Raw genomic sequence first — 20,132 nt, 5'->3', positions numbered from 1 at the left:
CTGACGGTCTGTTTCCGACAAGCCCGCCAATCCCCTCAATCAATACCTACAAAAGCCAAATCAATAAGGCTAATTTCCTACACAGACCTAGGACTTCGACCAAAAGCCCTCCCCGCCCGCCTTGCCTAGCATCCCCGCCCACACCGCCACTCCGGCGGCACCTGTGTTCCTGGGAGGGAAACATGCTTCGCAAACTGGCGGCCGAACTCATCGGCACTTTCTGGCTGGTCCTCGGCGGCTGCGGCAGCGCCGTGCTGGCCGCGCAATTCGGCAACGTCGGCATCGGCCTGCTCGGGGTGTCGCTGGCCTTCGGCCTGACCGTGGTGACCATGGCCTACGCCATCGGCCCGGTGTCCGGCTGCCACCTCAATCCGGCGGTGAGCCTGGGCCTGTGCGTCGGCGGGCGCTTCCCGGCCAGCCACCTGCTGCCCTATGTGCTGGTCCAGGTGATCGGCGCCCTGCTCGCCGGCGCCGCGCTCTACTGCATCGCCAATGGCGCGGTGGGCTTCGACCCGCTCAACGGCTTCGCCGCCAACGGCTACGCCGAGCACTCGCCGGGCGGCTACAGCCTGCAGGCGGTGCTGCTCTGCGAAGTGCTGATGAGCGCGATCTTCCTGTTCGTCATCATGGGCGTCACCGACCGCGACGCCCCGGCCGGCTTCGCGCCGCTGGCCATCGGCCTGGCGCTGACGCTGATCCACCTGATCAGCATCCCGGTCAGCAACACCTCGGTGAACCCGGCGCGCAGCCTGGGGGTGGCGGTCTTCGCCGGGCCCTGGGCGCTGCAACAGCTGTGGGCCTTCTGGCTCGCCCCGCTGGCCGGCGGCGCGCTCGGCGCCCTGGCCTGGCGAGTGATTCGCGGGCGTTGAGTTTTCCCGCATGATGAAGAAGGCCGGTCCCGTGACCGGCCTTTTTTTATCGACACAAATCATTGCCGGCGCCACAAGAAGGCTGACAGCAAAGACTGACGCAATTTCGCCAGCATAATTCAGACATGGCCTATCGCGGCCCAACGGTTGATGTTGTTAAAAGCAGGCTTTTATCAGACGGGGATGCCTGTTCGATGAGCCTGTGCTCTATCTCGTCAACGCCACTCATCCCGCGCGCGACAGCGCGCAGGCGCTCAGTTCAACACTTGATGAACAAAGGCCTTAAAGCCTTTGCGATTATTCGTCTCTTCTTAACAACTTCCGGCTACGGGGCCATGGCGGCATTGGTCTCCGGCGGTCCGCTTGGCCCTCGTCAAGAACTGACCAGGCACTCCGTGAATTACAACGCCCCGCCTAGTTTTTTAATGCATAAAGTTCCTTTGCTACGGACATACCAACTTTTCCGCTGACGGAGTGGAGCGAACATAAATTTTCGCCTTCACCGCTCCGACCAAGTTAGTTCTCGATAATAAACACCCCTTTTGGGGAGAGACTGAGAATACCAAATGAATACTTCTGGAGTTGCTGCGACAGCCTATCTGGCCATTCTTTTCAGCATCAACGGCTGTGCGCAAAGTGCGGTTTTTTCTCCACCGCCCAATGGAGAGGAAGTCACCGTCACCGTAAAGGTACCCAAAGACCTGGCGGCGGACACCATGCGGGTGATGTACCGCTCGGCCAAATGCCCGAGCCGGGAGTCGGCCGACGGGATTGCCTATGAGGTGGACGGGTTCTATCCCATCGAAGTGCAACCCCGGCAGGTGGGACAGAGCGACCTGTATGAAGCCAAGCTGGCCAGGGATGGGGGTGGCGCCTGCCAGTGGAAGTTGAGCAATGTGACCTTTGGCGTTAGTTACCGAAATACGAAAATTTTTGGAGAAAATGCTACCCCAGGAGGTGGAGGGGGGGTAATAGTGGCCTTCGATGAAAACCTTACCCAGCGACGCTCAATGTATCCTCCAGTCGAAATAAGTGGGGATTTATTGATCAAAGAAGACTATTTCCCCTGGGTAGACCGGCAGTTTAGAGGGCATTACGAAACGCAAGTTTGGCTCACAGGAAAAGGGGATATCTATCTTTCCTACAGGGTATTGCAGGCCAAATCAATAAAGTTCGAGCCAGTCTTGCATGACAGATTTCCCGTGTATTCAGTCTGGCCGAAAGAGCACTCAGTCGGAAAATATATAGAGTTCACCTATCCCGACGGCAGCGTGGTCTCCGACGGTAGCAGCGAGCCAGATTTCGAAAAACTTCAATCCATTAAAAACAACCTCAAGCATTAGATTCAAGGATGATTTCTTATGTCTGAATATACCGTTCGCACCGATACCATCTGTACAGTCAAGAACGTAATCGTTCGAAGCAAGCAGAAACGATACTGGCTCGAATTCCAGCTGCTGGATGAACAGGGGGATCCCCTGCCCCATCAGCCCTATAGGGCCATGAACGAAGCCACCCGCTGCGACGTGATGCCGGAGTTCAGCGGGCAGAGCGATGCCCAGGGGGTGATTCGCCTGGAGGGCCTGCACAAGCTGCCCGTCACCTTGCTGCTGGCCGCCGACCCTCTGGCGGAAGTACTGCAGACCCGTCGCCTGCGCGCTGTAAGGGGCGAACGGCGCCGCGAGCGGGTGTATGCCTACACCTATGAGGGAGCGCCGCCGGATTCCCCGGTGGAGAAAACGGCCCAGGCCGAGGGACATGCCTACCACTATTTGCGCATAGGCCAACTGTGCGACCGCCTGCCGAATATCCAGCCCAAGTGGACAGACGCATCACCACCGGCCTTCCACTTCCCCGATCCCACATTCAGTGGTTTTACCGTGGGTGCCGATGGATTGGATCGCCGGCATGTGCTGGAAATCTGCCCGTTCCGCGCCTGGAACCTGGTGCTGCATCACCAGCCGGAGTACAGCATGGCCAATGCCCACAACCTGGGCATGATGGCAGACCTCTCCTACACCGAGGTGACCTACAAGGAGCGCAACTGGAAGCTGCAGCGCTCGCCCAATACGCTGAGCGGCTCGGTGGAGGAGTTCTTCTTCCGCCAGTGCCAGGACCTTTCCCGTACCCCGTCCTTTCCGCCGCCCACTCGCCGCGGCCAATGGCTGCCGGCATTGGTGGTGGATGTCCCCTTCAGCGAACGCTATACCACAGCGGTGATGCTGGATACGCGCACGGCAAAGGTGCCCAGGGGCGAACCGGACATTCCTTTGCATATCATCAAGAACACCCAACTGTTCTACGCCAGCAACAAGACGCAGTTGCTGGTGGCCTGGCGGGGAACCCTGGAGTTCCAGGACTGGTTGACCGACCTCCAGTACCAGCCGGTGGCGGCCGATGGCTCGCGCTGTGAAACCAAGGCGCCTTGTACCCACCTGACAGAGAAAGGCAAGGTCCATTTTGGTTTTCTGCAAGGGTTCGAGGTTGCAAAGAAGCTATTCGGCGAACGCCTTGAGGAAATACAGGATCAAAGTCGCGATAGGAAGCTGTTTGTTTGCGGCCACAGCCTAGGCGGCGCATTGGGGCTGATTCACTCGGCCGAACTGAAGGATCGCGAGCCCCTGCTTTACACCTACGGCATGCCGCGCACCTTCACCGCCATGGCCATGCAGCACCTGCGCTTCCGGCACTACCGCCATATCAACGACGCCGACCCGATTCCCTGCGTCCCGCCCGAGGCGGAACTGGACAACTGGCTGTACGACGCGCTCGGCCCGCTGGGGCCGGACCTCGGCTACCTGTGGTCCCTCGCTCAACTGCCGGTCAGCAAGATCGTCGAGTTCGGCGACCCGTACTGGCACCACGGTGAATCGGTGCTGTTCTTCAAGACCGAGCAGACCGTGCAGATCGCCGATACCCGGCTCTCCGGCGCGGGCAGCAAGGATGGCCTGGGGGCACCTCGCCACCGCGTGCTCACCATGCAGCTGCCGAAATCCGCAAAGCTCTACCTGGTGCCCAGCCTCAGCGACGAGAAAAGCCGCCTCGCCAACGAGCAGCAGAAGGCGTTCATCCAGTCCCTCTCGCGGGACAGCCTCAAGAAGTACTTCCCGCCCTACAGCAACCCGGAAACCGGCAGCCACCGCATCGACCCCGTGAACCACTTCATGAGCTCGCAGTACCTGCCTTTCCTGCACAACCAGCTGCTGGAATTGTGCGATCCCGCTCGGCCAATGCTGCGCAAGGAGGAGCGAGCGGCCTTCGAGGAACAGCTGAAAACGCACTCGCAGAACAGCCCCGAGGAAGAGCGCGTACGCAACCAGTTGTTCCTCGACCTGCAAGCGCTGCTGCCCATGGCACTGAGCATGACCGAGCGACTCGAAGGCGGCGCCGAGGCGATCGAGCGCTTCCGCCGCCTGGAGCGGGAGTTCGGCGAGCCCATCGAACTCACCCACAGCAAGCGCCCCACCGAGGAGTGACGCCATGAACAATATCCTGCCCCACCCCGGCCAGTTCGCGCTGCAGCACGTGACCTATACCGCTCGCCAGGACGATGGCAGCCCTCGTCCTTTCGTGCAATACCGGGTCCGCACCCGCGAATGCAAAGTCCACGACGGCGTCACCGACAAGCACGACATCACCCAGGCCATCCCCACCCGCTACCCGGACGAGATGGACATCGGGTTTCCCAATAGCATCGACGAGAAGGGCCAGCCGGCATGAAAACCGTGATCAATGGCGCTGGTGGCGCCCTGCTGTTACTGGCGAGTCTCAGTGGCTGCGCCCATCAACCGACCTTCGCCCCGATGCCCGGTGACGAGCAGGTGTCCATCACCATCAAGGTGCCGCAGGACCTCGCCGCCAGGAGCATGCGAGTGATGTACCGCTCGGCTAAATGCCCAAGCCGAGAATCGGCCAATGGAGTGGCATACGAAATTGACGGGTTCTACCCCATTGAGATGCAACCACAGCGCCTAGGGCAGAGTGATCTGTACGAGGTCAAGTTGGACAAAAATGGGGGTGGTGCATGCCAATGGAAATTGAGTAACGTAACTTTTGGCATCAGCTATCAGAATACAGAGAGGTTCGGACCAACTGTTCAGTCAGGCCGAGGAGGGGGCGTGATCGCAATTTTTGACGACAACCTGCCTCAGCAACGCTCTTATCCCGATCAGACGAAAGACGTCACCGGCAACCTACTGATAAAAGAGGATTACTACCCTTGGGTAGACGAAGAGTTTCTGGGATCTTATGCAAAACAGGTTCGTTTGCTAGGTAGTGGAGATATTTATCTAACTTACAGAACCCCGAACGCTCAAAGGATCAACTTCGAACCAGTTTTGCATACTGACTACGTTGTTTACTCCGCAGGGCCAAAGGTGAAAAAGGAGGGTAACCACACTCAATTCACCTACCCCGACGGCAGCATCATCGCCGACGGCAGCAGCGAGCCGGACTTCGACAAGCTCCAGGCCATCCGCCTGGGACAATCGCATTGACTCCATCCCCGGAACCGTCAGCCACATCTCGCTGGAAAATTGAGCTGCGCACCAATGGCGCGAGTGGCTGCTTCAAGCTTCGCCCAGTGCAGGATCATTTTCTGTACCAGGCCCCACCCGTGCGCCCCGTAGGATGGCGCGGAACACAGCGCTGCCCATCGTCCCCTATCCCGGAAGACACTGGGCTCCCGCGTTCGCGGGAATGACGAGGTTCAGAAATGACACCTCCTTCAGCATCCCCGCGAATGCGGGGAGCCAGTGCCTTAACCGAACGCAGACCTCTCTCCACGGGCGCGATTCCGCTGTATGACCTCAGGACGAAACCGCCAGGCGCGCCCGCCGCGCGCGGTAACTGCGCAGCAGCGACGGCGCCAGGGCGGTCAGCGCGGAGCCGCAGACCACCAGCAGCGCGCCCAGGTAGGCCAGGCCATTGAGGTCTTCCGGATGCAGGTGCGCGGGCCATAGCCAGGCCGCCACGGCCATGGCGGCGATGGTCACCAGGGGCGTCAGCGCCAGGGTCGCGCTGACCCGCGAGGCCTCCCAGTGCGCCAGGGCCTCGGCGAAGGCGCCGTAGGCCACCAGGGTGTTCAGGCAGCAGGCCAGCAGCAGCCAGGTCTGCAACGGGCTCAGCTGCAACAGTTGCTGCGGCTGCGCCCAGGGGCTGAGCAGCAGCGCGCAGCCCAGGTAGATCACCATCATCACCTGCACCGAGCTCCACTGCGTCAGCAACTGCTTCTGCGCCAGGCCATAGAAGGTCCAGACGAAGGCGGCGAGCACGACGATGAGCACGCCGGTGGTGTATTCGCCCAGAGAGCCGAACAGTTCCTCCAGGCGCTGGTTGAAGAACAGCCCGAAGCCGCCCAGCAGGATCGCCAGGCCCACGGCCTGGCCGACGCTGAAGCTTTCCTTGAACACGAACAGGCTGCCCAGCAGCATCAGGATCGGCGCGATCTGGATCACCAGTTGGGTGGTGCCGGGGGTCAGCTGGCGCAGGCCGACCAGGTAGAACACGTAGTTGCCGGTCAGCCCCAATACCGCCAGCAGCACCAGGCCGCCACCGCGCCGGCCCAGCGGGCGGAAGCGCGGCAGCTGGCGGCGCGCGGCCAGCCAGAGCAGCAGCAGGCCGCCGGAGACCACCAGGCGAAACCAGGTCACGGTGATCGGGTCCATGACCTTCAGGACTTCCTTCAGCTTGATCGGCAGGATGCCCCAGAGCACCGCGGTGACCAGGGACAGGAACAGGCCGAACTGCCAACGGCCGGAGGTGACGTGCATGGTGGGAGCGACTCTTCGCGTGTGCGGTCAGCCATGCTATGCCAGCGGCGCCGGCCTTCGACAGGAACAGTTCGGCGCTGCAACTGTACCGGTCCGCCGGCACACCCTGGGCGCGGTGGCGGCAAAGACGACTGCGGCCGGAGCGCAATCTGTATGTCAGCTGTACCTGTCGCCGCCGGCACGCGCGCCCCTAGACTGAAGGTTCCACCACAGGAGCTCCCACCATGCCGCTCAGCCTGCCCGCCCTCGAAGCCGCCGCCGCCATCGTCCACCGCAGCCTGCCGCCCACCCCGCAGATCCGCTGGCCGCTGCTGGTGCAGGCGCTGGGCTGCGAAACCTGGGTGAAGCACGAGAACCACTCGCCAGTGGGCGCCTTCAAGCTGCGCGGCGGGCTGAACTATTTCCACCACCTGGCGGCGCAGTCGCCGCGCCCGGCCGGAGTGATCAGTGCCACGCGCGGCAACCACGGGCAGTCCATCGCCTTCGCCGCCGCGCGCCTGGAGATGCCGGCGACCATAGTGGTGCCGCACGGCAACAGCCAGGAGAAGAACGCCGCCATGCGCGCCCTGGGCGCCAACCTGATCGAGCACGGCGAGGACTTCCAGGCCGCCCGCGAATACGCCACCGACCTGGCCGCGCGCGACCACCTGCACCTGATCCCCTCCTTCCACCCCTGGCTGGTGGCCGGCGTGGCCAGCTATAGCCTGGAGCTGCTGCGCGCCCACCCCGACCTGGACGTGTGCTACGTGCCGATCGGCATGGGCTCGGGCATCTGCGGGATGATCGCGGCGCGCGACGCCCTCGGCCTGAAGACCCGCATCGTCGGCGTGGTTTCCAGCCACGCGCCGGCCTACGCGCTGTCCTTCGCCGCCGGCGCGCCGGTGTTCCACGCCACCAGCACGCAGCTGGCCGATGGCATGGCCTGCACCACGCCGGAACCGAACGCGGTGGAGATGATCCGCGCCGGCGCCGACCACATTGTCCAGGTCAGCGACGCGGAGATCGGCGCGGCCATGCGCCTGTACTTCACCGCCACCCACAACGTCGCCGAGGGTGCCGGGGCCGCCGCGCTGGCCGCCGCCTGGCAGGAGCGCGAGGTGCTGCGCGGCTTGAAGGTGGGCCTGGTGCTCAGCGGCGGCAACGTCGACCGCGAGGTCTACGCCCGCGAGCTGTCCGTCGGCTGAGCCTCCCAGTGCGCCCCCGGCCCCTGCTCCGCCAGGCGGTCGCCGGGATTGCGCAGCGGGCAGGCGTCCAGCGACAGGCAGCCACAGCCGATGCAGCCGTTGAGCTGGTCGCGCAACAGCATGAGCTTGGCGATGCGCTCATCCAGGTCGTCACGCCAGCGCGCCGACAGACGCGCCCAGTCGGCCGCCAGCGGGCTGCGCCCGGCGGGCAGGCCGGCGAGCGCCTCGGCGATCTCGCCCAGGGGAATGCCGACCCGCTGCGCCACCTTGATCACCGCCACCCGGCGCAGCGCGTCACGCGGGTAGCGCCGCTGGTTGCCGGCGTTGCGGGTGCTGTGAATCAGCCCCTTGGCTTCGTAGAAATGCAGCGCGGATACCGCCACGCCACTGCGTCGGGCCAGCTCGCCGACGCTCAGATCGTGATGGATGGGCGACGCGGAGGGATTTTTCGGCATGGCGCTTGACCTCAAGTTAAGTTGAGGTTTTACCCTCGGCGGCGTCTGCCTTCAAGACCCAGGAGCCAAGCCATGATCATTTCCAGCGCCTATTGCAACACGGACGCCGGCGCCACCCAGGCCAACGGGCACTTCGCCCTGCTGATCGACATCGAGATGGCGCCGGCGCAGCGCGCCGACATCGCCGAAGGCCTCGGGCGTTACCTGGAGCAATTGCGCGAACTGTTCCACGCCCAGCCCGGCTACCTCGGCGCCGAACTGCGCGCCAGCGACGACGGCCGCCACCTGCTCGGCTGCGTGCACTGGGCCAGCCGCGAGGACTGGGAGGCCGCCTGGGACTGCGACGCCACGCGCAACGAACTGTTCGCCGACAGCCTGCTGCGCCTGGGGGCGCGGAGCATCCACTTCGACAGCTTCCTGGTGGCCGAACAGCTGGCCTGAAGCACCCGTCCGACGTTGGGGCCAACTGCCTTGTCTACGGCATCCGCTCATGGACGAGGCTGAAGCCCGGCCCCTCGCCGGAGCGTTCACCACCCAAGACACTGGGCTCCCGCGTTCGCGGGAGTGACGGGTTTGGGTATGGCACGTACTCCCAAGCGGCGTCCCCGCGAACGCGGAGGATCCAGAGACTTCGGCCCCGTGCCTGGTAGGAGCGGGCCACGCCCGCGATCGCGCGCATGGCGCGCTCCTACAGTCCCAGCCGTCCCTACAGGCTCATGTGCAACAGCGGGAAAGGCCGTCCCTGCCCGTCGAGCTCGGAGCGCCCGGTGTCGCGGAAGCCGTAGTGGCGATAGAACCCCACCGCCTGGGGATTCTGCTCGTTGACGTCGACGCTGAGAACGCCACGCGCGTCGCGCAGACGGTCGAGCAACGCGCTACCTATGCCCTGCCCGCGCCGCTCGGGGTCGATGAAGAGCATCTCCACGTGCGCCTGGTCCAGGCCGATGAAGCCCAGCGGGCGATCCGTGGCGTCGGCCGCCACCCAGACCTCGACGGCCGGCAGGTAGAGGTCGCGCACCTGCGGCAGCAGCGCGTCGATATCCGCGGCTTGCAGGAAGTGATGGGTGGCGCGCACGGCGCGCAGCCAGATGTCGAGCAGCGCCGGGTTGTCCGCGGCGACGCGTTGGCGAATGTGCATGGTGGAATCCAGGGTAAGGACGGGATGAACTGTAGGGCGCATAACGCCCAAGGCGTTATCCGCCATTTTCGTCGGGCTTCGGTGCATTGGCCGACAGAGGATAACCGCGAACGGTAATCCGCCCTACGATTCGCCTGGAGATTTCAACTCGCGCTGGTGATTGCGCTGGAACGTCTCTTCGCCCATCGCGGCGATCTGTCCTTCGATCAGCGCTTCGAACGGGCGCAGCAGGGCGGCGTGGGATTGTGGGGCATCGAGCGCGTCGAGGGCGTGGACGATGGCTTCGATGGTCGAGAGCGCGCCTTCGGCCGGGGCCTTGCGCAGGCGGTAGCGTGAGCTCAGGCCCTGGGGCAGCACCACCCGTGGCAGCGCCGCCAGGTTCGGGTTGAGGTGCAGCAGCTTGCGGGCCTTGCGCCAGGTGCCGTCGGGCACCACCAGCAGGCGCGGGCGCGGCGTCGGGCGGGCGGCCAGCTCGGCCAGTTCGAGGGCGTCTTCGCCGGGGAACAGCAGCCAGGCGTCTTCGCCGGAGAAGTCGAGGTCGCTGAAGTCCTCGCCGACCCGCAGTTCGGCGTTGGCCAGGCCGAGGGCGGCCAGGCGCGCGGTGTTCAGCGCGTGGCCGACTTCGCTGGGGTGTTGCAGCAGGAGCACCCGGGTGCGGTTGTCCAGGCGCGGGATCAGCGCGCACAGGCAATGCCCCTCGGGGCGCAGGCAGCGTTCGCAGCGGGCGCGGCTCATGGCTTGCCCGGCTGGGTGCGCAACAGGTCGCGGAAGTTCTGGATCAGCGGCTCGCGGGAGCGGCCGCGACGCAGGATCAGCGAGAACGGCGCCTGGTAGCCGAAGGTCGCCGGCGACAGCGCGCGCAGCCGGCCCTGCTCGACCCAGGAGTGCGCGTAGTGTTCGGGCAGGTAGCCGATGTAGCCGCCGGAGAGGATCAGGATCAGCTGCGCCTCCATACTTTCCACGGTCGCCGCGCTGTGCTTGAAGCCATGGCGCGCCAGCTCCGCCTGGCTCCAGTAGCCGCGGCCGACCATGCGCTGCTGGGTGATCAGCTCGGCGGGGATGCGCCGGCCGTCGAACAGCGGGTGGCGGTCGCTGCAGTACAGCCAGTGCTGCTCTCTATACAGCGGCTGGTAGACCAGGCCGTTCATGCGGCTGAAGAACGAGCCGATGGCCAGGTCCAGGCGGTTGTCCAGCACCGCCAGTTGCAGTTCATAGGGGCTCTGCACCTGCAGGTGCAGGTGCACCGCCGGGTGCAAGCCGCTGAAGGAGCCGATGACGTCGGCCAGCGGCAGCGCCGGGTCGCTCACCGTGGAGTCCAGCACGCCGAGGTTGAGGGTGCCGCGCAGCTCGCCCTTCAAGGTCGCCGCGTAGCGCTCGAAGCCTTCCAGTTCGCCGAGGATGCGCAGGGTTTCCTGGTGGAACAGCTCGCCCTTGCTGGTCAGCCCGAAGCCGCCGCGACCACGGTGGCAGAGCACGATGCCCAGCTGGTTCTCCAGCTGGCTCATGTAGGTGCTGATCGCCGAGGTCGACAGGTTCAGCTCCTGTTGCGCCGAGGCGAAGCCCTGGTTGCGCACCACGCAGGCGAAAATCCGCAAAAGCTTGACGTCGGGCAGGGCGCTGGCGCTCATCGAGGACTCCGGAAATCGGGGGTAAGGGGCTCCAGTTCAGCCGGCGTTGGACTGGCACTCGGCCAGACCGCTCGTCGCCGCCGGCCCCACAAGTCACGCACGGCGGGCCCGGGGCCGTTCAGGCTGCGACAGGGCAGCGCAGTCTAGCCGTGGAAATAAGTTTAGAAAACTCTGAACTGATTATTTGTAGCCAGCGATTCTTTCCACTACCCGCCATGACCAGAATCCGGCCTCAGTATCAACAAGCCTGTTTCCACGAAAACAGCGAATCCTGTGAGGCCTACCCATGGACAAGAAACTCCACCAGCCCTTGGGCGGAAACGAAATGCCGCGCTTCGGCGGCATCGCCACCATGATGCGCCTGCCGCATATCCAGTCTCCGGAAGAGCTCAACCAGCTCGACGCCGCCTTCGTCGGCGTGCCCCTGGACATCGGCACCTCCCTGCGCTCGGGCACCCGTTTCGGGCCCCGCGAGATCCGCGCCGAATCGGTGATGATCCGCCCGTACAACATGGCCACCGGCGCCGCGCCGTTCGACTCGCTGAACATCGCCGACATCGGTGACGTGGCGATCAACACCTTCAACCTGCTGGAGGCCGTGCGCATCATCGAGGAAGCCTACGACAAGATCCTCGACCACGGCATCCTCCCGCTGACCCTCGGCGGCGACCACACCATCACCCTGCCGATCCTGCGCGCCATCCACAAGAAGCACGGCAAGGTCGGCCTGGTCCACATCGACGCCCACGCGGACGTCAACGACCACATGTTCGGCGAGAAGATCGCCCACGGCACCACCTTCCGCCGCGCCGTGGAAGAAGGCCTGCTGGATTGCGACCGCGTGGTGCAGATCGGCCTGCGCGCCCAGGGCTACACCGCCGAAGACTTCAACTGGAGCCGCAAGCAGGGCTTCCGCGTGGTGCAGGCCGAAGAGTGCTGGCACCAGTCGCTGGCCCCGCTGATGGCCGAAGTGCGCGAGAAGGTCGGTGGCGGCCCGGTGTACCTGTCGTTCGACATCGACGGCATCGACCCGGCCTGGGCGCCCGGCACCGGCACCCCGGAAATCGGCGGCCTGACCACCATCCAGGCGATGGAGATCGTGCGCGGCTGCCAGGGCCTGGACATCATCGGTTGCGACCTGGTGGAAGTCTCCCCGCCCTACGACACCACCGGCAACACCTCGCTGCTCGGCGCCAACCTGCTCTACGAAATGCTCTGCATCCTCCCGGGCGTAGAGCGCCGCTGAGACCGACCATGCACAAAGACGCCTGCGCAGCACAGGTGCTGGAGGCTGCCCGCGAGCTCGTGGCAGCCTTCTCGCGCACCGACACCGAGGCCTACTTCGCGGCCTTCAGCGAAGACGCCAGCTTCATCTTCCACACCTGGCCGCAGCCGCTGCTGTCGCGCGCGGCGTACCGCGAGGTGTGGGAAGGCTGGTTGCGTGACGACGGCTTCGAGGTTCTCGACTGCCAGTCCAGCAATACCTTTGTCAGCCTGCAGGGCGAGGACGTGGCGATCTTCAGCCACGACGTCGCCACGCGGCTGCGCATCCAGGGAGAGGAAAGCCTGAGCCACGAACGGGAGACCATCGTCTTCCGCCGTGAACAACAACAAGGCCGCTGGCTGGCCGTGCACGAGCATCTGTCACCGGCGCCGACGCCGTAAGACAGGGCCTTTCCCGGGAGGAAGTCATGGATAACAAGAACAACCAACACGCAATCACAACCATCGAGACGTTCGGGGTCGAGCAGATCCCGGACGCCGAGCGCAACGCCACGCCCACCGACCTGTTCCGCATGATCTTCGGTGGCGCCAACACCTTCGCCACCGCCGTTCTCGGCAGCTTCCCGGTGCTCTTCGGCCTGTCGTTCCAGGCCGGCGTCTGGTCGATCGTCCTCGGAGTGCTGGTCGGCGCGCTGATCCTCGCCCCGATGGGCCTGTTCGGGCCGATCAACGGCACCAACAATGCGGTTTCCTCGGGCGCCCACTTCGGCGTGCACGGGCGGATCGTCGGTTCGTTCCTGTCGCTGCTCACCGCCATCGCCTTCTTCTCGCTCTCGGTCTGGAGCTCGGGCGACGCCCTGGTCGGCGGCGCCAAGCGCCTGTTCGGCCTGCCGGAAACCGACCTGACCCTGGGCCTGGCCTACGGCCTGTTCGCGGTGCTGGTGCTGATCGTGTGCATCTACGGCTTCCGCTTCATGCTGCTGGTCAACAAGATCGCCGTGTGGGCCGCCAGCCTGCTGTTCCTGCTGGGCGTGTTCGCCTTCGCCGGCCCGTTCGACGCCAGCTACGCCGGCACCGTGCAGCTGGGCGCCCCGGGCTTCTGGGCCGCGTTCATCGGCGCCACCCTGCTGGCCATGAGCAACCCGGTGTCCTTCGGCGCCTTCCTCGGCGACTGGGCCCGCTACATCCCGCGCGAAACCTCGAAGCAGCGCATCATGCTGGCGGTGCTGCTGTCGCAGCTGGCCACCCTGATCCCGTTCTTCTTCGGCCTGGTCACCGCTACCATCGTCGCGGTCAAGGCGCCGGACTACATCGCCGCGAACAACTACGTCGGCGGCCTGCTGGCCATCTCGCCGAGCTGGTTCTTCCTGCCGGTCTGCCTGATCGCCACCATCGGCGGCATGTCCACCGGCACCACCTCGCTGTACGGCACCGGCCTGGACATGTCCAGCGTGTTCCCGCGCCTGCTGAACCGCGTACAGGCCACCCTGTTCATCGGCCTGCTGTCGATCGCCTTCATCTTCATCGGCCGCTTCGCCGCCAACCTGGTGCAGAGCGTGTCGACCTTCGCCGTGCTGATCATCACCTGCACCAGCCCCTGGATGGTGATCATGATCCTCGGCCTGGTGACCCGTCGCGGCTTCTACCACGCCGATGACCTGCAGGTGTTCACCCGTGGCCAGCAAGGCGGCGCCTACTGGTTCCACCACGGCTGGAACTGGCGCGGCATGGGCGCCTGGATCCCCAGCGCGCTGGCCGGCCTGTGCTTCGTCAACCTGCCGGGGCAGTTCGTCGGCCCGCTGGGCGAGCTGGCCGGTGGCATCGACATCAGCCTGCCGGTGACCCTGGGCCTGGCCGCCCTGCTCTACCTGACCCTGCTGCGCACCTTCCCGGAATCCGCCGGTGTCTACGGCCCGCAAGGCCCGCGCTGGGTCGGCAGCCACGATCGTCCGGTTCGCGGCATCAACGAACCGGCCGCCTGAGTTCCCCCGCTTCCTGCCTGAAGCGCGAGCAACAGTAGTACCTGTGAGAACGCCAGCGGACCGGTTACCACCGGTCCGATGGCCTACCGTCCGCCATCCGCGGACGGCAACAATGACAATTCGAGTGTGAGGAGCCGATCATGGCCTTGGATATAATCGTCGTTCTGATCTATGCCGCCGGCATGCTGGTACTGGGCTGGTACGGCATGCGCCGGGCGAAGACCCACGAGGACTTCCTGGTAGCGGGACGCAATCTCGGCCCGTCGTTCTACATGGGCACCATGGCCGCCACCGTGCTCGGCGGCGCTTCCACCGTCGGCACCGTGCGCCTGGGCTATGTCCACGGCATTTCCGGCTTCTGGCTGTGCGCCGCGCTCGGCGCCGGCATCATCGCCCTGAACCTGTTCCTGGCCAAACCGCTGCTGAAGCTGCGCATCTTCACCGTCACCCAGGTGCTGGAGCGTCGTTACAACCCGATGGCCCGCCAGGCCAGCGCGGTGATCATGTTCGCCTACGCGCTGATGATCGGCACCGTCTCCACCCTGGCCATCGGCACCGTCATGCAGGTGCTCTTCGGCCTGCCGTTCTGGGTTTCCGTGCTGCTCGGCGGCGGCGTCGTGGTGGTCTACTCGACCATCGGCGGCATGTGGTCGCTGACCCTCACCGACATCGTCCAGTTCATCATCAAGACCGTCGGCCTGATGTTCCTGCTGCTGCCGATCTGCCTGTACCGCGTGGGCGGCTGGGACGAGCTGGTGGCCAAGCTGCCGGCCAGCGCCTTCAGCTTCCACACCATCGGCTACGACACCATCATCACCTACTTCCTGATCTACTTCTTCGGCATCCTGATCGGCCAGGACATCTGGCAGCGCGTGTTCACCGCGCGCAGTGAAGGCGTGGCCAAGTACGCGGGCACCGTCGCTGGCGTGTACTGCGTGATCTACGGCCTGGTCGGCGCGCTGATCGGCATGTGCGCCAAGGTCCTGCTGCCCAACCTGGACAACGTCAACAACGCCTTCGCCGCCATCGTCCAGGCTTCGCTGCCGGACGGCATCCGCGGCCTGGTGATCGCCGCCGCCCTGGCCGCGATGATGTCCACCGCCAGCGCCGGCCTGCTCGCCGCCTCCACCACCCTGACCGAAGACCTGCTGCCGAAACTGCGCGGCGGCAAGACCTCCAGCCTGGGCATCAACCGCCTGTTCACCGCCCTCACCGGCCTGGTGGTACTGGCCATCGCCCTGGTGGTGAACGACGTGATCAGCGCCCTGACCCTGGCCTACAACCTGCTGGTGGGCGGCATGCTGATCCCGCTGATCGGCGCCATCTACTGGAAGCGCGCCACCACCGCCGGCGCCATCACCAGCATGACCCTGGGCTTCATCACCGCCCTGGTGTTCATGCTCAAGGATGGCTTCGACGCCAACACCCCGATCTACTACAGCCTGGCCATCGGCCTGGTCAGCTTCGTCGCCGTCAGCCTGCTGTCGCGCCGCCCGGCGGTCGCCGCCAGCGCCGCCTGACCGCGACACGGCAATGAAACAGGGCGCGGCGAGTCGATCTCCGCGCCCTGTTTTTTGATGACAACGACCTCACCCACGAACACTAAGGAACTGCCATGACCACCTGCGGCGAATTCCTCGTCAAGCAACTCGAAGCCTGGGGCGTCGATACCGTCTTCGGCATCCCCGGCGTGCACACCGTCGAGCTGTACCGCGGCCTGCCGGGCAGCGACATCCGCCACATCACCCCGCGCCACGAGCAGGGCGCCGGCTTCATGGCCGACGGCTACGCGCGCGTCACCGGCAAGCCGGGCGTGTGCTTCATCATCACCGGCCCGGGCATGACCAACATCCTCACCGCCATGGGCCAGGCCTACGCCGACTCCATCCCCATGCTGGTGATCAGCAGCGTCAACGAGCGCTCGCGCCTGGCCCACGGCAACGGCTACCTGCACGAGCTGCCGAACCAGCGCGCCATGACCGCCGGGGTGACCGCCTTCAGCCACACCCTGATGAGCGTCGAGGAACTGCCGGCCGTGCTGGCCCGCGCCTTCGCCGTGTTCGACAGCGAGCGCCCGCGCCCGGTGCACATCGAGCTGCCGCTGGACATCATCACCGCGCCGGCCGAGCACATGCAGGTGCGCCTGCGCGTGCAACTGGCCCGCCCGGCCCCGGCGCGCTCGCCGCTGCACGAGGCGGCGGCCAAGCTGGCCAAGGCGCAGAAGCCGCTGCTGCTGCTCGGCGGCGGCTGTGTCGAAGCCCAGGCCGAAGCCCGCGCCCTGGCGACCGCGCTCGACGCCCCGACCGCGCTGACCATCAACGCCAAGGGCCTGCTGCAGCCGGAGCACCCGCTGCTGATCGGCAGCAACCAGTCGCTGGTGCCGGTGCGTGAACTCGCGCAAGAGGCCGACGTGGTCCTGGCCATCGGCACCGAGCTGGGCGAGACCGACTACGACGTGGTCTTCGACGGCAACTTCAGGATCGGCGGCGAGCTGATCCGCGTCGACATCGACCCGCAGCAGCTGATGCGCAACCACGCGCCGAGCGTGGCCATCCACGCCGACGCGCGCACCGCCATGCGCGCCCTGCTGGAGCTGCTGCCGGCCCGCGAAGCCGACGCCAGCAGCCCCGGCGCGCAGCGCGCGGCCAAGGTGCGCGCGCAGCTGGCCGAGGACTTCAGCGGCTGGGCGCATTACCGCACCCTGTTCGGCAAGATTCTCGAAGTTCTGCCCGACGCACGCTTCGTCGGCGACTCGACGCAGACCGTGTACAGCGGCAACCACCTGGTGGAGCTGGACGGCGGCCGCCGCTGGTTCAACGCCTCCACCGGCTACGGCACCCTCGGCTACGGCCTGCCGGCGGCCATCGGCGCCAAGCTCGGCGACCCGAGCCGCCCGGTGATCAGCCTGATGGGCGACGGCGGCCTGCAGTTCACCATGACCGAACTGGCCAGCGCCGTGGAAGCCAGGGTGGGCATCGTCGTGCTGCTGTGGAACAACCACGGCTACGGCGAGATCAAGCGCTACATGGAACGCCGCGACATCACCCCGCTGGGCGTGGACATCTACACCCCGGACTTCCTCGCCATCGCCAAGGGCTTCGGCTGCGAAGCCGAGCGCGCGCGCGACCACGCGCACCTGCAGGAGCTGCTGCGCACCGCGCCGAGCGACCGCCCGCTGATCGTGGAAGTGATGGAAGCGGCGCCGTTCGCGCCGTAACGCCCACGTAGGGCGCATAACGCCACAGCGTTATCCGCCGTTGGTCATCGATGCGGGGCCCAGCGGCGGATAACCGCGAACGGTTATTCGCCCTACGCCACCGCCCGCTCCTATGCCACCCTGTAGGAGCGGGCCGCGCCCGCGATCGCGCGCACGGCGCGCGCCCATACCCCGCTCGGAACCCGCCCCATGAAAATCGTCACCCGCGACCGCTGGTTCGAAGTCCGCCACTGCTACGACGGCGTCAGCCTGATCCACGAGCCCTGGGTGCGCCCCTTCTACCGCTGCAACATGTGGCATATCCAGGGCCGCGACCGCGACCTGCTGGTGGACAGCGGTTCCGGCCTGGTCAGCCTGCGCGAGCAACTGCCCTGGCTGACCGCGCGGCCGCTGCTGGCGGTAGCCAGCCATACCCACTTCGACCACATCGCCGGCCACCACGAATTCCCCGAGCGCCTGTGCCACCCGGCCGAGGCCGACATCCTCGCCAGCCCCGACGGCGAGCGCACCCTGGCCACGGCCTTCGTCGGCGACGAGATGTTCGAGGCGCACCCGGACTGCCCGCTGTGCTACGCCGAATACCGGGTCAAGGCGGCGCCGGCCACTCGCACCATCGACGAAGGCGACGTGCTCGACCTGGGCGACCGCGTGCTGGAAGTGCTGCACACCCCCGGGCATTCGCCGGGCGGCATCAGCCTGTGGGAAGCCAGGACGCAAACGCTGTTCTCCGGCGACATCGTCTACGACGGCCCGCTGATCGAAGACGCCTACCACTCCGACCTCGACGCCTACGCCCGGAGCATGGAGCGCCTGCGCCAGCTGCCGGTGCGCACCGTGCACGGCGGGCATTTCGCCAGCTTCTCCGGCGAGCGCCTGCGCGCGATCATCGACGCCTGGCTGCTGGCCCACGCCTGAGGGGTCAGCGCCCGGCCTTGCCGGCCTGCTTGTCGGCGTACATCGCCTGGTCGGCGCAGCGCAGCAGGGTTTCCACATCCTTGCCGTCCTGCGGGCAGAGGGCCGTGCCGATGGCGGTACCGACATGCACGTCCTCCTCGCCGGCCAGCACGCGCAAGCTGCCCAACGGCGGCTGCAGCGCCCGCCGCAGGTTGTTCGCGGCGGTCTGCACCACCTCAGCCGACGGCACCCGCCAGAGCAGCACCACGAACTCGTCGCCGCCCAGGCGCGCCACCAGGTCGCCCTGGCGCACCGCATTGCGCAGGCGGCCGGCGGCCTCGATCAGCGCCAGGTCCCCGGCGTCGTGGCCGAAGCGGTCGTTGATCGCCTTGAAACCGTTGAGGTCGAGGAACAGCAGGGCGAAGGGCGCGCCGCCGGCGCGCTGCTTGCTCACCGCGCGCTCCAGGGTGCGCACCAGCCCGGAGCGGCTGCACAGGCCGGTCAGCGGATCGGTGTTGAGGTCGGCGTGCATCTGCCGCAGGGCGTCGCCCAACTGGCCCACCTCGTCGCGCCGCTGCACCTGGAAATCCACCGAGGTGCCACCCTCCCCCAGCTGCCGCACCTCCCCTGCCAGGCGCGCCAGGTCGCGGGTCAGCCAGCCGGTGAGCAGCCACTGCATGCACAGCGCCACCAGCAGGATCAGCGCCACCCCGCTACCGAGCATCAGCAGCTGCAGGTTGAGCGTGCCGGAAAAATCGCCGAGCGGCGCCAGGGTCACGGAAATCCAGCGCTCTCCGGTGCCCACCGCCAGGCGCTGGGCGTACAGTTCGTAGACTTCGCCCTCCACGCGCAGGTCTTGCAGGGTCATCAATTGCTCGCCGATGGAGGCCAGCGCCACGCGGCTGGTCAGCGCCTCGAGGAAAGGCGCGAGGGCGGCCGGAGCGTCCACTTCGTCCGCCAGGTTGCTGGTGATCATCTGGCCGTCCGGGTCCACGACGAAGGCCATGCCGCGCGGACTGATGCGCAACGACCGGGCGAATTCGTCGATCTCGTCCCGGGTGATCTCCAGGCCCAGCACGCCCTGGATCTGCCCATCGGGACCCGGTATGCCGCGCACCCTGGCGAGCACCCTGCCCTGCCCGGTGAGCGACTGGTAGGGCGCGGTCCAGGCACTCTGCGGCGAGCGCTGGCCGGCCTGGAACCAGGGGCGCTGGAGCACGTCGTTGGGGCTTGCCAGGCGGCCGATCAGCGACCACTCGCCCCGCGGCCCCTCGGGTAGCTGGAACAGCGTCTTCTCCTGGTTGTCCAGGCGCAGCAGCAACTCGGCATCCTCCCGGCCCTGGCGGCTGACGCTGATCAATTGGCCCCGGTTGTTGCCGTAGAACAGCGTATGGCGCGGCCCGGGCATGCTCGAAACGCCGCGCCACAGGCGCTCGGCCAGGCGCCGCTGCAACGCCGGGTCGTCCAGACTGGCGGCCGCGTCGGCGGGGTCGGGCTGACTGAGCTGGAGGATCAGGTTGAGCATCTGCACCCGGTGCTGCAGGTTCTCCGCAATGAGCTCGGAGTTTTCCGCCAGCACGCTGGCGGCGTGGGCGCGCAGGCTGCTGCGATAGGAGAGGTAGCTGAACAGGCAGAAGGTCAGGCCGACCAGCAGGACGACCAGGCCGGAGAACAAGAGAAAGGAACGACGCAGCGACGGCGAACGCCGTAGCCATGCGTCGATGCGCTGGAGCATGCCAGTGCGTTCCGCTTGCTTCGCATTGCGCCGCA

Annotated in this window: 19 protein-coding genes; 13 read left to right on the top strand and 6 right to left on the bottom strand. The window is 66.0% G+C overall.

Annotation, left to right across the window (positions count from 1 at the left end; all coding sequences use genetic code 11):
* The first annotated feature begins 182 nt into the window (after positions 1-182).
* From aqpZ to P3W75_RS25200, 5 genes are all read left to right on the top strand, one after another.
* On the top strand, positions 183-869 hold the full coding sequence (gene aqpZ, locus P3W75_RS25220) for an aquaporin Z (protein ID WP_276230048.1): 687 nt from the start codon (positions 183-185) through the stop codon (positions 867-869).
* A 566-nt stretch (positions 870-1,435) separates the two neighbouring features.
* Positions 1,436-2,212, top strand: coding sequence for a hypothetical protein (locus P3W75_RS25215; protein WP_276230047.1), 777 nt, complete (start codon positions 1,436-1,438; stop codon positions 2,210-2,212).
* 18 nt (positions 2,213-2,230) lie between these two features.
* On the top strand, positions 2,231-4,345 hold the full coding sequence (locus tag P3W75_RS25210; RefSeq protein WP_276230046.1) for a lipase family protein: 2,115 nt from the start codon (positions 2,231-2,233) through the stop codon (positions 4,343-4,345).
* Positions 4,346-4,349: 4 nt separating this feature from the next.
* On the top strand, positions 4,350-4,589 hold the full coding sequence (locus P3W75_RS25205; protein WP_276230045.1) for a hypothetical protein: 240 nt from the start codon (positions 4,350-4,352) through the stop codon (positions 4,587-4,589).
* A complete protein-coding gene (locus P3W75_RS25200; RefSeq protein WP_276230044.1) occupies positions 4,586-5,365 on the top strand; it encodes a hypothetical protein in 780 nt (259 codons plus the stop codon). Before P3W75_RS25205 ends, P3W75_RS25200 begins: the two co-directional genes overlap by 4 nt.
* 312 nt (positions 5,366-5,677) lie before the next feature.
* Here P3W75_RS25200 and P3W75_RS25195 read toward each other — a convergent pair whose 3' ends face one another.
* The gene (locus P3W75_RS25195; protein ID WP_276230043.1) at positions 5,678-6,640 is read right to left on the bottom strand and encodes a DMT family transporter; all 963 of its coding nucleotides are present in this window, start codon (positions 6,638-6,640) and stop codon (positions 5,678-5,680) included.
* Between the two features lie 224 nt (positions 6,641-6,864).
* Here P3W75_RS25195 and P3W75_RS25190 point away from each other — a divergent pair, with 224 nt between their 5' ends.
* Entirely contained in the window at positions 6,865-7,824 is a 960-nt protein-coding gene (locus P3W75_RS25190; RefSeq protein WP_276230042.1) for a threonine dehydratase, read from the top strand.
* On the opposite strand, the gene soxR is transcribed toward P3W75_RS25190, so the two are convergent.
* Positions 7,797-8,279, bottom strand: coding sequence for a redox-sensitive transcriptional activator SoxR (gene soxR / locus P3W75_RS25185; protein WP_276230041.1), 483 nt, complete (start codon positions 8,277-8,279; stop codon positions 7,797-7,799). The genes P3W75_RS25190 and soxR overlap by 28 nt on opposite strands.
* A gap of 72 nt (positions 8,280-8,351) precedes the next feature.
* Here soxR and P3W75_RS25180 point away from each other — a divergent pair, with 72 nt between their 5' ends.
* On the top strand, positions 8,352-8,720 hold the full coding sequence (locus tag P3W75_RS25180) for an antibiotic biosynthesis monooxygenase family protein (protein WP_276230040.1): 369 nt from the start codon (positions 8,352-8,354) through the stop codon (positions 8,718-8,720).
* A gap of 265 nt (positions 8,721-8,985) precedes the next feature.
* Here the strand turns inward: P3W75_RS25180 and P3W75_RS25175 are convergent, their stop codons facing one another.
* From P3W75_RS25175 to P3W75_RS25165, 3 genes are all read right to left on the bottom strand, one after another.
* Positions 8,986-9,417, bottom strand: a complete 432-nt coding sequence (locus P3W75_RS25175; RefSeq protein ID WP_276230039.1) for an acetyltransferase — start codon at positions 9,415-9,417, stop codon at positions 8,986-8,988.
* Between the two features lie 123 nt (positions 9,418-9,540).
* Positions 9,541-10,152 (bottom strand): tRNA-uridine aminocarboxypropyltransferase, encoded by a 612-nt coding sequence (locus P3W75_RS25170; RefSeq protein WP_276230038.1) that lies wholly within the window; start codon positions 10,150-10,152, stop codon positions 9,541-9,543.
* On the bottom strand, positions 10,149-11,045 hold the full coding sequence (locus P3W75_RS25165; protein WP_276230037.1) for a LysR family transcriptional regulator: 897 nt from the start codon (positions 11,043-11,045) through the stop codon (positions 10,149-10,151). Before P3W75_RS25165 ends, P3W75_RS25170 begins: the two co-directional genes overlap by 4 nt.
* A 286-nt stretch (positions 11,046-11,331) precedes the next feature.
* Here P3W75_RS25165 and speB point away from each other — a divergent pair, with 286 nt between their 5' ends.
* The 6 genes from speB (at position 11,332) to P3W75_RS25135 (ending at position 18,383) form a co-directional block, all read left to right on the top strand.
* Entirely contained in the window at positions 11,332-12,291 is a 960-nt protein-coding gene (gene speB, locus P3W75_RS25160; protein WP_276230036.1) for an agmatinase, read from the top strand.
* 8 nt (positions 12,292-12,299) lie between these two features.
* Positions 12,300-12,710, top strand: coding sequence for a YybH family protein (locus P3W75_RS25155; RefSeq protein WP_276230035.1), 411 nt, complete (start codon positions 12,300-12,302; stop codon positions 12,708-12,710).
* A 26-nt stretch (positions 12,711-12,736) separates the two neighbouring features.
* On the top strand, positions 12,737-14,251 hold the full coding sequence (locus tag P3W75_RS25150) for a purine-cytosine permease family protein (protein ID WP_276230034.1): 1,515 nt from the start codon (positions 12,737-12,739) through the stop codon (positions 14,249-14,251).
* A 140-nt stretch (positions 14,252-14,391) separates the two neighbouring features.
* On the top strand, positions 14,392-15,771 hold the full coding sequence (locus P3W75_RS25145; protein WP_276230033.1) for a sodium:solute symporter: 1,380 nt from the start codon (positions 14,392-14,394) through the stop codon (positions 15,769-15,771).
* A 95-nt stretch (positions 15,772-15,866) separates the two neighbouring features.
* Positions 15,867-17,468, top strand: a complete 1,602-nt coding sequence (locus P3W75_RS25140) for a 5-guanidino-2-oxopentanoate decarboxylase (protein WP_276230032.1) — start codon at positions 15,867-15,869, stop codon at positions 17,466-17,468.
* Between the two features lie 189 nt (positions 17,469-17,657).
* Positions 17,658-18,383, top strand: coding sequence for an MBL fold metallo-hydrolase (locus P3W75_RS25135; RefSeq protein WP_276230031.1), 726 nt, complete (start codon positions 17,658-17,660; stop codon positions 18,381-18,383).
* Positions 18,384-18,387: 4 nt separating this feature from the next.
* Here P3W75_RS25135 and P3W75_RS25130 read toward each other — a convergent pair whose 3' ends face one another.
* Entirely contained in the window at positions 18,388-20,097 is a 1,710-nt protein-coding gene (locus P3W75_RS25130) for a sensor domain-containing diguanylate cyclase (RefSeq protein ID WP_276230030.1), read from the bottom strand.
* Positions 20,098-20,132 lie beyond the last annotated feature (35 nt).

This window comes from Pseudomonas citronellolis, assembly GCF_029335315.1.
Taxonomy (GTDB): domain Bacteria; phylum Pseudomonadota; class Gammaproteobacteria; order Pseudomonadales; family Pseudomonadaceae; genus Pseudomonas; species Pseudomonas citronellolis_A.
Note: the sequence above shows the minus strand (reverse complement) of the source record. Positions and strands in the feature narration are given on the sequence as shown.

Coding starts and splice junctions, on each gene's coding strand:
- P3W75_RS25205 (WP_276230045.1), top strand. CDS start 4,350: ATGAACAATATCCTGCCCCACCCCGGCCAGTTCGCGCTGCAGCACGTG.
- P3W75_RS25150 (WP_276230034.1), top strand. CDS start 12,737: ATGGATAACAAGAACAACCAACACGCAATCACAACCATCGAGACGTTC.
- P3W75_RS25200 (WP_276230044.1), top strand. CDS start 4,586: ATGAAAACCGTGATCAATGGCGCTGGTGGCGCCCTGCTGTTACTGGCG.
- P3W75_RS25175 (WP_276230039.1), bottom strand. CDS start 9,417: ATGCACATTCGCCAACGCGTCGCCGCGGACAACCCGGCGCTGCTCGAC.
- P3W75_RS25190 (WP_276230042.1), top strand. CDS start 6,865: ATGCCGCTCAGCCTGCCCGCCCTCGAAGCCGCCGCCGCCATCGTCCAC.
- P3W75_RS25155 (WP_276230035.1), top strand. CDS start 12,300: ATGCACAAAGACGCCTGCGCAGCACAGGTGCTGGAGGCTGCCCGCGAG.
- soxR (WP_276230041.1), bottom strand. CDS start 8,279: ATGCCGAAAAATCCCTCCGCGTCGCCCATCCATCACGATCTGAGCGTC.
- speB (WP_276230036.1), top strand. CDS start 11,332: ATGGACAAGAAACTCCACCAGCCCTTGGGCGGAAACGAAATGCCGCGC.
- P3W75_RS25210 (WP_276230046.1), top strand. CDS start 2,231: ATGTCTGAATATACCGTTCGCACCGATACCATCTGTACAGTCAAGAAC.
- P3W75_RS25135 (WP_276230031.1), top strand. CDS start 17,658: ATGAAAATCGTCACCCGCGACCGCTGGTTCGAAGTCCGCCACTGCTAC.
- P3W75_RS25145 (WP_276230033.1), top strand. CDS start 14,392: ATGGCCTTGGATATAATCGTCGTTCTGATCTATGCCGCCGGCATGCTG.
- aqpZ (WP_276230048.1), top strand. CDS start 183: ATGCTTCGCAAACTGGCGGCCGAACTCATCGGCACTTTCTGGCTGGTC.
- P3W75_RS25215 (WP_276230047.1), top strand. CDS start 1,436: ATGAATACTTCTGGAGTTGCTGCGACAGCCTATCTGGCCATTCTTTTC.
- P3W75_RS25165 (WP_276230037.1), bottom strand. CDS start 11,045: ATGAGCGCCAGCGCCCTGCCCGACGTCAAGCTTTTGCGGATTTTCGCC.
- P3W75_RS25130 (WP_276230030.1), bottom strand. CDS start 20,097: ATGCTCCAGCGCATCGACGCATGGCTACGGCGTTCGCCGTCGCTGCGT.
- P3W75_RS25140 (WP_276230032.1), top strand. CDS start 15,867: ATGACCACCTGCGGCGAATTCCTCGTCAAGCAACTCGAAGCCTGGGGC.
- P3W75_RS25195 (WP_276230043.1), bottom strand. CDS start 6,640: ATGCACGTCACCTCCGGCCGTTGGCAGTTCGGCCTGTTCCTGTCCCTG.
- P3W75_RS25180 (WP_276230040.1), top strand. CDS start 8,352: ATGATCATTTCCAGCGCCTATTGCAACACGGACGCCGGCGCCACCCAG.
- P3W75_RS25170 (WP_276230038.1), bottom strand. CDS start 10,152: ATGAGCCGCGCCCGCTGCGAACGCTGCCTGCGCCCCGAGGGGCATTGC.